13 protein-coding genes are annotated in these 12,161 nt (G+C 69.3%); 5 read left to right on the forward strand and 8 right to left on the reverse strand.

Annotated elements, in window-relative coordinates; all coding sequences use genetic code 11:
- Positions 1–6: 6 nt before the first annotated feature.
- The 4 genes from B840_RS08015 to hisD are packed head-to-tail and all read right to left on the reverse strand — an operon-like array spanning position 7 to position 3,242.
- A complete protein-coding gene (locus tag B840_RS08015) occupies positions 7–213 on the reverse strand; it encodes a hypothetical protein (RefSeq protein WP_042621717.1) in 207 nt (68 codons plus the stop codon).
- Between the two features lie 3 nt (positions 214–216).
- Positions 217–819 (reverse strand): imidazoleglycerol-phosphate dehydratase HisB, encoded by a 603-nt coding sequence (gene hisB / locus B840_RS08020; protein WP_042621718.1) that lies wholly within the window; start codon positions 817–819, stop codon positions 217–219.
- Positions 820–1,917 carry a histidinol-phosphate transaminase gene (locus B840_RS08025; RefSeq protein ID WP_042621719.1) on the reverse strand — a complete coding sequence of 366 codons (1,098 nt, stop codon included), beginning with the start codon at positions 1,915–1,917 and terminating at the stop codon, positions 820–822. It lies immediately after the preceding gene.
- Between the two features lie 2 nt (positions 1,918–1,919).
- A complete protein-coding gene (gene hisD, locus B840_RS08030; RefSeq protein ID WP_042621720.1) occupies positions 1,920–3,242 on the reverse strand; it encodes a histidinol dehydrogenase in 1,323 nt (440 codons plus the stop codon).
- Between the two features lie 133 nt (positions 3,243–3,375).
- Here hisD and B840_RS12890 point away from each other — a divergent pair, with 133 nt between their 5' ends.
- On the forward strand, positions 3,376–4,470 hold the full coding sequence (locus B840_RS12890) for a YbjN domain-containing protein (RefSeq protein ID WP_052491132.1): 1,095 nt from the start codon (positions 3,376–3,378) through the stop codon (positions 4,468–4,470).
- Here the strand turns inward: B840_RS12890 and nadC are convergent.
- The 3 genes from nadC to B840_RS13500 are packed head-to-tail and all read right to left on the reverse strand — an operon-like array spanning position 4,467 to position 6,573.
- On the reverse strand, positions 4,467–5,348 hold the full coding sequence (gene nadC, locus B840_RS08040) for a carboxylating nicotinate-nucleotide diphosphorylase (protein WP_042621721.1): 882 nt from the start codon (positions 5,346–5,348) through the stop codon (positions 4,467–4,469). The two genes, B840_RS12890 and nadC, sit on opposite strands and share 4 nt — an antisense overlap.
- Positions 5,349–5,353: 5 nt before the next feature.
- On the reverse strand, positions 5,354–5,869 hold the full coding sequence (locus B840_RS08045; RefSeq protein WP_042621722.1) for a hypothetical protein: 516 nt from the start codon (positions 5,867–5,869) through the stop codon (positions 5,354–5,356).
- A gap of 5 nt (positions 5,870–5,874) precedes the next feature.
- On the reverse strand, positions 5,875–6,573 hold the full coding sequence (locus B840_RS13500; protein ID WP_042621723.1) for a hypothetical protein: 699 nt from the start codon (positions 6,571–6,573) through the stop codon (positions 5,875–5,877).
- A 128-nt stretch (positions 6,574–6,701) separates the two neighbouring features.
- Between B840_RS13500 and B840_RS08055 the strand changes: the two genes are divergently transcribed.
- Together B840_RS08055 and glgX are read left to right on the forward strand one after the other, a co-directional pair.
- Positions 6,702–7,265, forward strand: coding sequence for a TetR family transcriptional regulator (locus B840_RS08055; protein ID WP_042621724.1), 564 nt, complete (start codon positions 6,702–6,704; stop codon positions 7,263–7,265).
- A gap of 9 nt (positions 7,266–7,274) precedes the next feature.
- On the forward strand, positions 7,275–9,725 hold the full coding sequence (gene glgX / locus B840_RS08060; RefSeq protein ID WP_042621725.1) for a glycogen debranching protein GlgX: 2,451 nt from the start codon (positions 7,275–7,277) through the stop codon (positions 9,723–9,725).
- A gap of 1 nt (position 9,726) precedes the next feature.
- Here the strand turns inward: glgX and B840_RS08065 are convergent, their stop codons facing one another.
- Positions 9,727–10,095, reverse strand: a complete 369-nt coding sequence (locus tag B840_RS08065) for a winged helix-turn-helix transcriptional regulator (RefSeq protein WP_042621726.1) — start codon at positions 10,093–10,095, stop codon at positions 9,727–9,729.
- 82 nt (positions 10,096–10,177) lie between these two features.
- Between B840_RS08065 and B840_RS08070 the strand changes: the two genes are divergently transcribed.
- Positions 10,178–11,497, forward strand: coding sequence for an exonuclease domain-containing protein (locus B840_RS08070; RefSeq protein ID WP_042621727.1), 1,320 nt, complete (start codon positions 10,178–10,180; stop codon positions 11,495–11,497).
- A 95-nt stretch (positions 11,498–11,592) separates the two neighbouring features.
- Entirely contained in the window at positions 11,593–12,123 is a 531-nt protein-coding gene (locus B840_RS08075; RefSeq protein WP_084602878.1) for a hypothetical protein, read from the forward strand.
- The last annotated feature ends 38 nt before the right edge of the window (positions 12,124–12,161 follow it).

Consider the following 12,161-nt stretch of genomic DNA (forward strand, 5'->3'; position numbering starts at 1 on the left):
CACCACTTAGTTCATCGCTCCTATCAACCAGAAGACGGCGCCCGCGACCGCGACGGCGGCGCAGAGTGCCAGGAAAATTGCCAGGGGCCTGCTGCCCGCCTGGTACGCGGACCAGGTGCCGCCCACGAGGAGGCCGGCGACGATGAACAACAGGTAGACCAGCCAGGGGCTGGAGCCCTGGCCTGCCTGGGCCACTGTATCAATGTCGGGCATGGGTTACAGGGCCCCCTTGGTCGACGGCACGCCGCGCACCCGGGGATCGAGCTCGACGGCCTCGCGCAGGGCGCGGGCGACGGCCTTGTACTCGGCCTCGGTGATGTGGTGCGGGTCGCGGCCGTAGTGGCAGATCACGTGCAGGGTGATGCGGGCGTTGAGCGCGAGGGTCTCGAAGAAGTGCTCGTTGATCACCGTGGCGTAGTGGCCGCCGATGACGGCGCTGATCATCTGGTCCGGCTCGCCGCGCATGACGAAATAGGGGCGGCCGGAGATGTCGACGACCGACTCCACGAGGGTTTCGTCCATCGGCAGCTGGCGGGAACCGAAGCGGCGGATGCCCTTCTTGTCGCCGACGGCGTCGAGCAGTGCCTGCCCCATGACGATAGCGGTGTCTTCGACGGTGTGGTGGGCGTCGATCTCGATGTCACCCTTGGCGTGCACGGTCAGGTCGAAGGAGCCGTGGACGCCGAAGGCGGTGAGCATGTGGTCGAAGAACGGCAGCCCGGTGGAAACGTCCACCCGGCCGGTGCCGTCGAGGTTGATCTCGACGGTGATGTCGGACTCGGAGGTGGTGCGGGTGGCGCGGCCGATGCGGTCGGTCATTTACTTCTCCTTGATGACGGCGGCTGCGGCGGCGAGGAACGCGTCGTTCTCCGCGGGCAGTCCGATGGTGGTGCGCAGGTGGCCGGCGACGCCGACGTCCCGGATGAGGATGCCGCGGTCGAGGAAGGCCTGCCACGCGGCGTGCTGGTCGGCGAAGGGGCCGAAGAAGACGAAGTTGGATTCGCTCGGCACGACCTCGTACCCCAGTTTCCCGAGGCGCGCGACGACGCGCACGCGCTCCTGCGAGAGCTTCTCGACGGTCGCGAGGGTGTCCCCGCGGTGCCGCAGTGCGACGGTGGCCGCAGCCTGGCTGAGGACGGACAGGTGGTAAGGAAGTCGGACGAGCATGACCGCCTCGACGAAGGCCGGGTCGGCGACGAAGTAGCCCAGACGGCCGCCTGCGAAGTCGAAGGCCTTGGACATCGTGCGGGAGACCACCAGCTTCGCCGGGTACTCGGCGAGCAGTGTCGTCGCGGACGGGGACGGTGAGAACTCCCCGTAGGCCTCGTCGACGATGACGATGCCGGGGGCGGCGTCGATGATCAGGCGCAGCGCTTCAATGGAGGTGACGTCGCCGGTCGGGTTGTTCGGGGTGGTGACGAAAACGATGTCCGGGCGGTGCTCGGCGATCGCGGCCAGCGCGGCGTCGATGTCGATGCGGAAGTCCGCGCTGCGCGGGCAGTCGATGAACTCGGTCTGCGTGCCGGCCGCCAGGATGGGGTGCATCGAGTAGGAGGGCTGGAATCCCAGGACCTTCCGCCCCGGGCCGCCGAAGGCCTGGAGCAGCTGCTGGAGAGTCTCGTTGGATCCGTTCGCGGCCCACAGGTTGTCCACGGTGACGGCCACACCGGTCTGCTCGCTGACGTAGTCGGCCAGGGCCCCGCGCAGCTCGACGGCGTCCCGGTCGGGGTAGCGGTTGAGCCCGGAGGCCACTTCGGCCACGGTCTCCACGAGGTCGTCGATGAGCGCCTGCGACGGCGGGTAGGGGTTCTCGTTGGTGTTCAGGCACACCGGCACGGTGAGTTGCGGCGCGCCGTAGGGGGACTGGCCGCGCAGCTCCTCCCGGAGGGGAAGCTGGTCGAGGGTGATGCGGGACACGGCTACTTCTCCTCCCCCATGACCTCGAAGCGGGCGCGGATGGATTCGCCGTGCGCCGGCAGGTCCTCCGCGTCGGCCAGCGCGATGATGTGCGGGCCGATCTCCTTGAGTGCGGTCCGGTCGTACTCGATGAGGTTGACCTCGCGCAGGAAAGTGTGGGTGGACAGGCCGGAGGAGAACCGGGCGGTGCCCGACGTCGGCAGCACGTGGTTGGAGCCGGCGGCGTAGTCGCCCAGCGGGACCGGCGAGTACGCCCCGACGAAGATGGCGCCGGCGTTGCGGATCTGTTCGGCCACCGCGCGGGCGTTGTCCGTGTGGATCTCCAGGTGCTCGGCGGCGTAGGCATCCGCGACGGCGATGCCCTGCGCCAGGTCGTCGACCAGCACGATGCCGGACTGCTGGCCCTTCAGGGCGCCGGCGACGCGGTCGGCGTTGCGGGTGACGGTGTAGCGGGCCTCGATCTCGGCGTCGACCTGCTCCGCCAGTTCGGCGGAGGCGGTGATGAGCACGGAGGCCGCGAGGTCGTCGTGCTCGGCCTGGGAGATGAGGTCGTAGGCCAGGTAGACCGGATCAGCGGAATCGTCAGCGAGGATCGCGATCTCCGAAGGTCCGGCCTCCGCATCGATGCCCACGACGCCCTGCACCAGCCGCTTGGCGGCCGTGACGAAGATGTTGCCCGGGCCGGTGACGATGTCCACCGGGGCCAGGTCCGCGTCGTCGTCGCCGTAGGCGAGCAGCGCCACGGCCTGGGCGCCGCCCACCGCCCAGATCTCGTCGACGCCCAGCAGCCGGCAGGCGGCCAGAATCGTGGGGTGCGGCCAGCCGCCGTGGTCGGCCTGCGGCGGGGAGGCCACGACCAGCGAGGAGCAGCCCGCCTCCTGCGCCGGCACCACGTTCATGATCACGCTGGAGGGATAGACGGCCTTGCCGCCCGGCACGTACAGGCCGACGCGCTCGATCGGCAGGTGCACCTCGGTGACCGTCGCACCCTCGGCGAGGGTGGTGGTGTGGGAGTCCGGCTTCTGCTCGGCATGGACCCTGCGCACCCGGGAGATGGCCTCCTCCAGCGCGGTGACGACCTCCGCGTCGAGATTGGCCAGGGCCGCCTCCACGACCTCCGCCGGCACCTTCACCGATGCGGGGACGACGCCGTCGAACTTCTCGCCGTACTCGAGCGCGGCCCGGGCGCCGCGCCCGCGCACCGCCTCCACGATCGGGGCGACGGTGGGCAGGACCGCGTTGACGTCGGTGCCGCCGCGCGGCAGGGCGCGGCGCAGTTCACTGGTGGAAGGGGTACGACCGCGCAGGTCAATGACATTGAGCATCGGGAAAGTTCTCCTCGAACAGCCTGGAAGAGGTCGGCAGGGACAGGACGGTATTGCCTTATTGTAGGTCGCCCGGCCCGCTACACTGGGCACGCCCCTGTTTCCAGGCTCATCCCATGGAGGTGTCAGACCGATGGTCTCCCTGACCGAGGTGTACGTCGCCGCCGAAAAGTTCGACTTCCACTGCTACGTGGGGGCCGACCGGCTGATTTTCCCGTGGCACGACCACCTGGTCACCGCCTACCTGGATGAACGCAACCCCCCTGCCCTGGTGTTCGACACGGACCTGCGCAGCACCCTCGGGATGGAGCATACGGCGGCGCTCGCCCGCACCATCACCTCCTGGAACCGCGAAAGGCTCGGACCCACCGTCTCGCTGCGGGTGGGCGACGACGGAGAGGTGGGGCTGCACGCCCGGTCCAGCATGCTCACCGGCGCCGGGGTGACCTCCGGGCAGCTCGAGGATTTCGTGCGCCTGTCCATGGAGACCACCCGCCTCGCGGTGGACCACCTCATCGGGGACTTCCCGGAGCTCGCGTTGCCCGGCACGGACGAGAACGCGGCGCGCCGCCGCAAGCAGGATGCGGCCGCCCTCGACGGACCCCTCCCCCGCGACCGCCACGTGAGCGTGAACGAGCTCGACGACGACGTCATGCGGCTGCGCGAGGTCGATCACCGGCGCACCCGGGACGAGATCGACGACTCCGGTTTCGACTTCGACCCCGACGAGGAGCACTCCGCAAGCATGAGCACGGAAGAGCACGACTGGGACGGCCACACCGGCGACCGGGAGGACCCCGTCCCCGAGGAGGTCACCCTGCCCAGGGTCCGAGAGACCCTGGCGGGCATGGGCATCGAGAAGACGCACGGCGACGACGACGTGATCATCGCGTGGATCAACGACATCCTGTTCGGCTTCTTCCTGGACAACGGACCCAGCTACCTCATCAAGGGGCACTGGGACCCGAACCTGGACCCGGCCGCCGACTACCTCCGCATGTTCCTGCTGTGCAACGACTGGAACGAGTCCTCCGTCACCACGAAGGCGTTCTGCCACGAGGACGACGACGGCCTGCAGATCCGGGTGGAGTTCACCACCCCGGTGGGCGAAGGCCTCAGCGACCTGCAACTCGAGCACAACACGGCGGTGGCGATCAACCACGTACTTCACGCTATCGAAGCGATCAGCACCGATTCCACGGGGGAATCGGCCGTCGCCTGGCCTTAATCGAAGTCGAGCCCCAGGTCGAGCGCAGGCGCGGAGTGAGTGAGCGAACCCACGGCCAGGTAGTCCACCCCGGTGGAGGCGTAGTCTGCCGCCACGTCGAGGCTCAGCCCGCCGGAGGCCTCGAGCAGTACCCCGGGGGCGGTGGCGTTGCGGCGCTGCACCGCCACCTGCACGGCCCACGGCTCGAAGTTGTCCAGCATGATCTCGTCCGGCTGCTCGGGAAGCAGCTCGTTGAGCTGGTCGAGGGTGTCCACTTCGACCTCGCACCACTTGTCCGGGTACGCCGCGCGCACGGCGCGGAAAGCCGCGCGCACCCCGCCTGCGGCGACGACGTGGTTGTCCTTGATCAGCGCGCGGTCGCCCAGGCCCAGGCGGTGGTTGACTCCCCCTCCGACGGTGACCGCGTACTTCTGCAGCAGGCGCATGCCCGGCAGGGTCTTCCGGGAATCCCGGATGGCCGCACCCGTGCCCTCGACGGCGTCGACCCAGGCGGCGGTGGCCGTGGCGATGCCGGACAGGTGGGTGAGCAGGTTGAGCAGCGTGCGTTCCGCGGTGAGCAGGTCGCGGGTGCCCGCCTCGATACGGGCGACCACGTCGCCCGGGCCGACCCGCGTGCCGTCGGGGGCGACCTCCTCGACCTTGAACTCCGAGGTGGCAACCTGGCGGAGCACCCGGTCGACGACGAACAATCCGGCGATGGTGCCCGGTCGGCGGGCGACGATGCGGGCGGAGGAACGGTGGTCGGCGGATACCGTGGCCCGGCTGGTGATGTCGGGGCCGTAGGTGAGGTCCTCGTCGAGTGCTGCGGCGATGAGTCGGTCCACGTCCTCGGGATGGAACTCCGCGGACGGGAATGCGGGGGTGTGAGGCGGCGTCATGTTTCTCACTGTATCGGGAGCGGCGCAGGTTCCGGGTCAGGGGTCACCAGGGCGGAACACCAGTAACTCAACGCCGCCATGAAGGGGGCGGCGAACCAGCCGACCCCCGGAGCCAGTCCGGGCACGATGCTCACCCGGTCGCCCTGCGCCAGTTTCTCCACGTCGCCGACGGAGTGCATCAGCCCGGAGACCACCGTCCCCACCTCGAGGAAGGCGAAGGCCGAGAGCGCCGCGACGGCGGTCAGCCACCACAGCATCCCCGGGCCCCGGGTGGACGGCGACGTCACGTACATGCTCAGGGAGATGATGACCGCCAGCAGCCCCGTGGCCACGACGAAGCTGCCGAAGGAGACGAACGCGACGCTGCCGGTGGTGGCGGCGATGCTCACCTGCCCGCCGTCAACGAGGGTGCCGGTGTAGGCGGGCCGGAGGAGGCCCCAGATTGCGCCGACCGCACTGTAGACGAGCAGCGACACGGCGAGGATCCCCGCCGCGGAGCCGATCCTGGGTGGAATTCTCATGCGGTTCAGTTACAGAACTTCCAGCGCCCGTCCTCGCGCAGGTAGCGCTGGGTCCGTGTCTCCGCCTGGCCGGCGGAGACAGCGGTGACCACGGCGGACGCCCGGTCGCCCTCGACCCGCACGTCCTCCACCGAGGTGATGTGCGGCTCGGCGGCCACGTAGTAGTCCCACTGGTTCAGCGGCTGGTCCGGTACGCCGGCCAGGTCCATCGCGGCTGCCCCGCCCTGGGCGGCGACGAGCTCGTTGCAGGTGTTCTCCGGGATGTACCGCAGGAACTGGTGGAAGGTGTCCACCTGATACATGCCGCGGACCAGGCCGTCGATCTCGGCTCGGTCGGCGTCGCTGGCGTTGGCCCCGCCCTGGACCGGGTCGGGCTCCTGGTACAGCTCCCCGAGCAGCGGATCCTCGGCCTGGGGTGCCGGGGCGGCGGCAGCCGCGGGCTCCTCCGCCGCGGGGGCCGGCTCCGGAGTCTCCGCCGCCGACTCGGCGGGTTCCGTGGTCTCAGCGATCTCCGTGGTTTCGGTGGTTTCGCTGGTCTCCGTCGCCGAGGTGGCCGAGGTGGCCGAGGTTGCGGAGGTGGTGGAGGTCACCGTGCTCGGCGAGGCGGAGGCGCTCTCGGCGTCGCCGTCGCCCGAACCGCACGCCGCCACGAATGCCAGTGGAGCGATGAGTGCGAGGGCCGCGGCAGTCTTTTTCACATTCATGCTGCTCTCTTCCTGCGGGTGTGTCTGTGGTTGCGTCGGTGGTGCGTCGAAGGGTCACCATAGCAAGCGCCGCCCGAGGGATGGCTGACATATTCCTGGGAGTTTTCCCGGCGGGTAGGCTCGGCGGTGTGCAGTTGACCCGGGATTCCATCGTCGCCGCCGCCGTGGACATCCTCGACTCCTACGGCCTGGCGGACATGACCATGCGCCGGGTGGCCACCTCACTGGGAGTGGCCCCCGGCGCCCTGTACTGGCACATCGCCAATAAACAGCAGCTCATCGCGGCCATCGCGGAGAAGATCCTGGCGCCGGCGCTCAACGACGCAGCGGGCTGCACCCCCGCTGAGCTCGCCGCCCGGCTGCGCGGGGCGATGCTGTCCCGGCGGGACGGTGCGGAACTCGTCGCGGCGGCGCTCTCGCAGCCTGATTCGGCGACGCGGGCGGTCGTCGAGAAGCAGCTGGCGCAGACTCTGCGGGGGGACGAGGATCTCGTCCGGGCCGGGGCGGCGGCGCTCCTCCACCTCGTGCTCGGCGCCACCTCCCTCGAGCAGGCGCAGAAACAGTACTCGGCGGACACCGGAGCGGAGCCGCCCGCCGAGACCTCCGCCGACTTCCACCGCGGGGTGGAACTGCTGTTGGCGGGACTCACTGCGGCGTTGCAGTCGGGTGCATCGCCGGGCGAACAACTATGATCTGTCCTCATGACAACTGAGTCCCCCCACAACTACACGGTCTGGCCGGGTGACCCATATCCGCTGGGATCCACCTACGACGGCGCGGGCACCAACTTCGCCCTGTTCTCGTACGTCGCGGAGAAGGTCGAGCTGTGCCTCATCGACCGGGAGGACAACGAGGTCCGCATCAACCTCGAAGAGGTCGACGCGAATGTCTGGCACTGCTACCTCCCCGGCGTCCAGCCCGGCCAACGCTACGGCTACCGGGTCCACGGCCCCTACGATCCGCACCACGGCAAGCGCTGCGACCCGAACAAGTTGCTCGTCGACCCGTACGCGCGGGCCTTCGACGGCGACTTCGACGGCGACCCCTCGTTGTTCTCCTACGACATCTTCGCCGACCCGCCCGGCTCCGGCCGCAACACCGACGACAGCCTCGGCCACACGATGAAGTCCGTGGTGGTCAACCCGTTCTTCGACTGGGGTTCCGACCGCGCGCCGCGCATCCCGTACAACGAGACAGTCATCTACGAGGCCCATGTCAAGGGCATGACGATGACCCACCCCGATGTGCCGGCCAACCTGCGCGGCACCTACGCGGGCCTGGCGCATCCGTCGATCATCGAGTACCTCAAGGATCTGGGGGTCACCGCCATCGAGCTGATGCCGGTGCACCAGTTCCTCCAGGACGACCGCCTGCGCGACCTGGGTCTGCGCAACTACTGGGGGTACAACACCTTCGGGTTCTTCGCCCCGCACCAGGATTACGCCGCGGCCGGCAAGCCCGGCGGCGCCGTCTCCGAGTTCAAGGGCATGGTGCGCGCCTACCACGAGGCGGGCATGGAGGTCATCCTCGACGTGGTGTACAACCACACCGCCGAGGGCAACCACCTGGGCCCGACCATTGCCTTCCGCGGCATCGACAACGAAGCGTACTACCGCCTCGTCGACGGCGACAAGTACCACTACATGGATTACACGGGCACCGGCAACTCGCTGAACGTGCGCGACCCGCACTCCCTGCAGCTGCTCATGGACTCGCTGCGCTACTGGATCACGGAAATGCACGTGGACGGTTTCCGCTTCGACCTGGCCTCCACCCTGGCCCGCGAACTCCATGACGTGGACCGTCTGGCGACCTTCTTCGACCTGGTCCAGCAGGACCCGGTGGTGTCGCAGACCAAGCTCATCGCCGAGCCCTGGGACATCGGCCACGACGGCTACCAGGTGGGCAACTTCCCGCCGCTGTGGACCGAGTGGAACGGCAAGTACCGCGACACCGTCCGCGATTTCTGGCGCGGTGAGCCCGCGACCCTCGGCGAGTTCGCCTCCCGCCTGACCGGCTCCTCGGACCTCTACGCCAACAACGGCCGCCGCCCCACGGCGTCGATCAACTTCATCACCGCCCACGACGGCTTCACGCTCAACGACCTGGTCAGCTACAACGAGAAGCACAACATGGACAACGGGGAGGACAACCGCGACGGGGAGTCCCACAACCGGTCCTGGAACCACGGCGTGGAGGGGCCGACCGAGGACCCCGACATCCTCTCCCTGCGGGCCCGTCAGCGCCGCAACTTCCTCACCACCCTCATCCTCAGCCTGGGCACCCCGATGATCTCCCACGGCGACGAGATGGCGCGCACGCAGGAGGGCAACAATAACGTCTACTGCCAGGACAACGAGCTGGGGTGGATGGACTGGGAGCAGCTGGAGGAGAACTCCTCGCTGCACGAGTTCAGCAAGCGTCTGCTGCGGATCCGCCGCCGACACCCGGTGTTCCGCCGCCGCCGCTTCCTCGCCGGCGGCCCCCTCGGCACCGACGTCCGCGACCGCGACATCGCCTGGCTGGTCCCCTCCGGCAAGCTGATGACGCAGGACGACTGGGACTTCGCCTTCGGCAAGGCCCTCATGGTCTACCTCAACGGCAACGCGATCAGCGAGCCGGACAGCCGCGGCGAGAAGATCACCGACGACTCCTTCATCCTCATGTTCAACGCCCACTACGAGGAGATCGACTTCACCCTGCCCCCGCGCGCCTTCGGCGTCCGGTGGCAGCTGCTGGTGGACACCACCGAGGACATCGGGTACCCGGTCGAGGCGTCCGTCATCGAGGCCAAGGGCAAGATCACGGTCCCGGCGCGCGCCACCATGGTGCTCAAGCAGATCGAGCCCCCGGTGTACGACGAGGTCGACGAGCAGGACGTGATCGAGGTCGTCGACGAAGCGGAGCGCAAGAAGGACCTGGGCCAGCCCGGCGGGAAGAAGACCGCCGACGCAGCCGCCACCGCCGATTCAGTCAGCACCGCCCCGACCGCCGCGGAGTTCGAGGCGGAGGCTGCAGCAGAGACTGCCGAGGAGATCGAGGAAGAGGCAACCGAGGCCCCCGAGGCCGAGGAAGACGACCGGGAGAGCGCCGACATCACGGCAAAGCGCCGGGCTGCGCAGCGCGACGAGTACACCGACACCGAGCAGTAGCTCACCTGCGGTGGTGCCGCTCCACCGTCTCGTAATTGTCGGCGACCCAGTCGACCAGCGCCTGCGCCACAGGCAGCAGGCTGCGCCCCAGGTCGGTGAGCTCGTAGTCGACGCGCGGGGGGATCTCCTCGAACGCCCACCGGGCGAGGAGCCCGTCCCCGGTCATGGTGCGCAGGCGCTGGGAGAGCATCTTCTCCGAGATCCCGTCCACCGCCTGCACGATCTGCCCGTAGCGCAGGGGCCGGTCCGCGAGGGCGAGAACGATGAGGATCGTCCACTTGTCCCCCACCGCATTGAGCAGGCCACGGCTGGGGCAGGTGCGGTCGAAGGGGTCGTACCTGCCCGCCCAGTCCTGCGGACGGCCGTTCATACCGCCCATGGTAGCTGCCGGAGGGCCCGAGTAGACTGGCGTCCCACTGCCCCGCCCCTCCAGACGAAAGCGAGTCGACGACGTGATCCCGGCCCACGGCGCCCAACTCAGTGTCACCGCCACGAGCATCCGTATCGAACGTTCGGCGCTGACCGCCGCTCTGACCGGCCGACAGTCTCTCGAGGTCCCCCTCTCGTCCGTCACCGGGGTCAGCCTCACGCCTCCCTCGCTTGTCGACGTCGGCCGGGTCCTCCTCGAGGGCCCGGACCTCGTAGTGGAGTTCGCCCCCAACCAGACGGCCGACGCCGAGGACTTCCTCGCCGATGTGGAGGCCGCTCTGCGCGGTGAGGCGCCCGTGGCCTCCACCGGCGGGGTGCCCGGCCTGAATTTCGTCGGATTCGACGTGGAGACCGCAAACGGGGACGTCGGCTCCATCTGCCAGATCGGGGCCGTCCGCGTCGTGGACGGCGTCGAGGTCGCCGCGGCATCGTGGCTGTGCGCCCCGCCGTCGGGGCTCACGGAGTTCAGTCCGGAGAACATCGCGGTCCACGGCATCACCCCCGCCGACGTCGCCGGTCAGCCTGATTTCGCGGCCCGCCTGCCGGGCCTGCTCGAGTTCATCGGGGATCTGCCCGTGGTGGCGCACAACGCGCAGTTCGACATGATGGCGCTGCAGCGTGCGTGCGCGGCCAGCGACCTCGAGGTGCCCGCCCTCGCCTTCGGTTGCTCGCTGATCCTCGCGCGGGGGGCCGGGCTGGGCCTGCGCAGCCACCGTCTCCCGGTGGTCGCCGAGGCGCTGGCCGTTCCGCTGGGCAGGCACCACGACGCCGCCGAGGATGCCCGGGCCGCCGCCCTCATCACCGTGGAGCTGGCCCGGCGGGTCGGGCACCGCGGCGGCTTCACCGACTTCCAGCACGCCGCCGGCTTCACCATGGGCGCGCTCAGCCCGGAGCGCACCTGGCCGGTCCTGCGGGACCGTTCGGGGGCCCGGACCGCTCTCGCCCAGGCTGAGGCCCAGCAGGTACAGGAGAAGCCGGAGAAGAAGGCCCCGCGCCGGGCGCCCTGGCAGTCTGTGGCCACCCCGGACGCCGTCCCGGAACCGAACCCGGACGCGGATCCTGCGGGACCCCTCTTCGGCCAGAATGTCACCCTGACGGGCGATTTCGAGCCTTTCGACAAGGGGCGGCTGTGGTCGGGCATCGCGGCGCTGGGCGCGAGCGTCGGCAAGAACGTGACCAGGAAGACCACCATCCTGGTCGCCGGAACCTGGGCCACGAAGACGAGCAAGGAGAAGCGGGCAGAGGAGCTGATCGCGAAGGGGCAGGACATCCAGATCTGGACGTCCGCCCAGCTCTTCGCCGTCCTCGGCCTCGAAGAAGACGAAGAACAGCCCCCGTTCTAGGGGCAGTCCGGTCCCACCGGGAACCGCGGGCCGATTTCTCCGGTCCAACAGTGGTGAGAACAACTCCCCACGACAGAACAGGACCCCCGGCAATCATGACCCTGTCCCGCGCGACCCTGCTCCCTGCCCTCCGCCCCGCCGACTGGGAAACCCGCCACGGGTTGAGCGACGACGGTTTCTGCGACACCGTCGCCACCATCTCCCTGTCCCGCGAGCTCTGCGCCACCTTCGTCTGCGGCGGCGCCGACGTCAGCTACCGGGGTCTGGGCGAGTTGGACCTGTCGGCGCACCGGGCGTGGGAGCTGGCCGCCGGGAATCTCGTCGCCCGGGCGCAGACGCCCGAGGGGATCAGGGTCCTCACCCGGCCGTGCTCCGGGGGTCTGCAGGTCGCCATGCCCGGCGCACCCGCCACCAGCTGGCTGGCGCACCCCCACACCCTGACCATCCTCGACGAACACCTGGCCCACCTCCTCGGCGGGCCGGTGGTCTGGTGGACCCCCTCCGCGGAGAGGCTGGTGGCCCTGCCCCGGGAGGCCGGTTTCCCGGACACCGGGACGCTGGTCGAGTGCCGACACGGTTTCCCCGCCCCCGTGTCCGAGCGCACACCGGTGACTTCTCCCGCCTAGGCTGGCAGGTGCACTTTTTGACGATGTTCATTCTTGAC

The organism is Corynebacterium marinum DSM 44953, from assembly GCF_000835165.1.
Classification (GTDB): domain Bacteria; phylum Actinomycetota; class Actinomycetes; order Mycobacteriales; family Mycobacteriaceae; genus Corynebacterium; species Corynebacterium marinum.

Excerpts from the sequence above, each read along its gene's own strand:
- B840_RS08015 (WP_042621717.1), bottom strand. The coding sequence starts at position 213 with ATGCCCGACATTGATACAGTGGCCCAGGCAGGCCAGGGCTCCAGCCCC.
- hisB (WP_042621718.1), bottom strand. The coding sequence starts at position 819 with ATGACCGACCGCATCGGCCGCGCCACCCGCACCACCTCCGAGTCCGAC.
- hisD (WP_042621720.1), bottom strand. The coding sequence starts at position 3,242 with ATGCTCAATGTCATTGACCTGCGCGGTCGTACCCCTTCCACCAGTGAA.
- B840_RS12890 (WP_052491132.1), top strand. The coding sequence starts at position 3,376 with ATGGTCTCCCTGACCGAGGTGTACGTCGCCGCCGAAAAGTTCGACTTC.
- nadC (WP_042621721.1), bottom strand. The coding sequence starts at position 5,348 with ATGACGCCGCCTCACACCCCCGCATTCCCGTCCGCGGAGTTCCATCCC.
- B840_RS08045 (WP_042621722.1), bottom strand. The coding sequence starts at position 5,869 with ATGAGAATTCCACCCAGGATCGGCTCCGCGGCGGGGATCCTCGCCGTG.
- B840_RS13500 (WP_042621723.1), bottom strand. The coding sequence starts at position 6,573 with ATGAATGTGAAAAAGACTGCCGCGGCCCTCGCACTCATCGCTCCACTG.
- glgX (WP_042621725.1), top strand. The coding sequence starts at position 7,275 with ATGACAACTGAGTCCCCCCACAACTACACGGTCTGGCCGGGTGACCCA.
- B840_RS08065 (WP_042621726.1), bottom strand. The coding sequence starts at position 10,095 with ATGAACGGCCGTCCGCAGGACTGGGCGGGCAGGTACGACCCCTTCGAC.
- B840_RS08075 (WP_084602878.1), top strand. The coding sequence starts at position 11,593 with ATGACCCTGTCCCGCGCGACCCTGCTCCCTGCCCTCCGCCCCGCCGAC.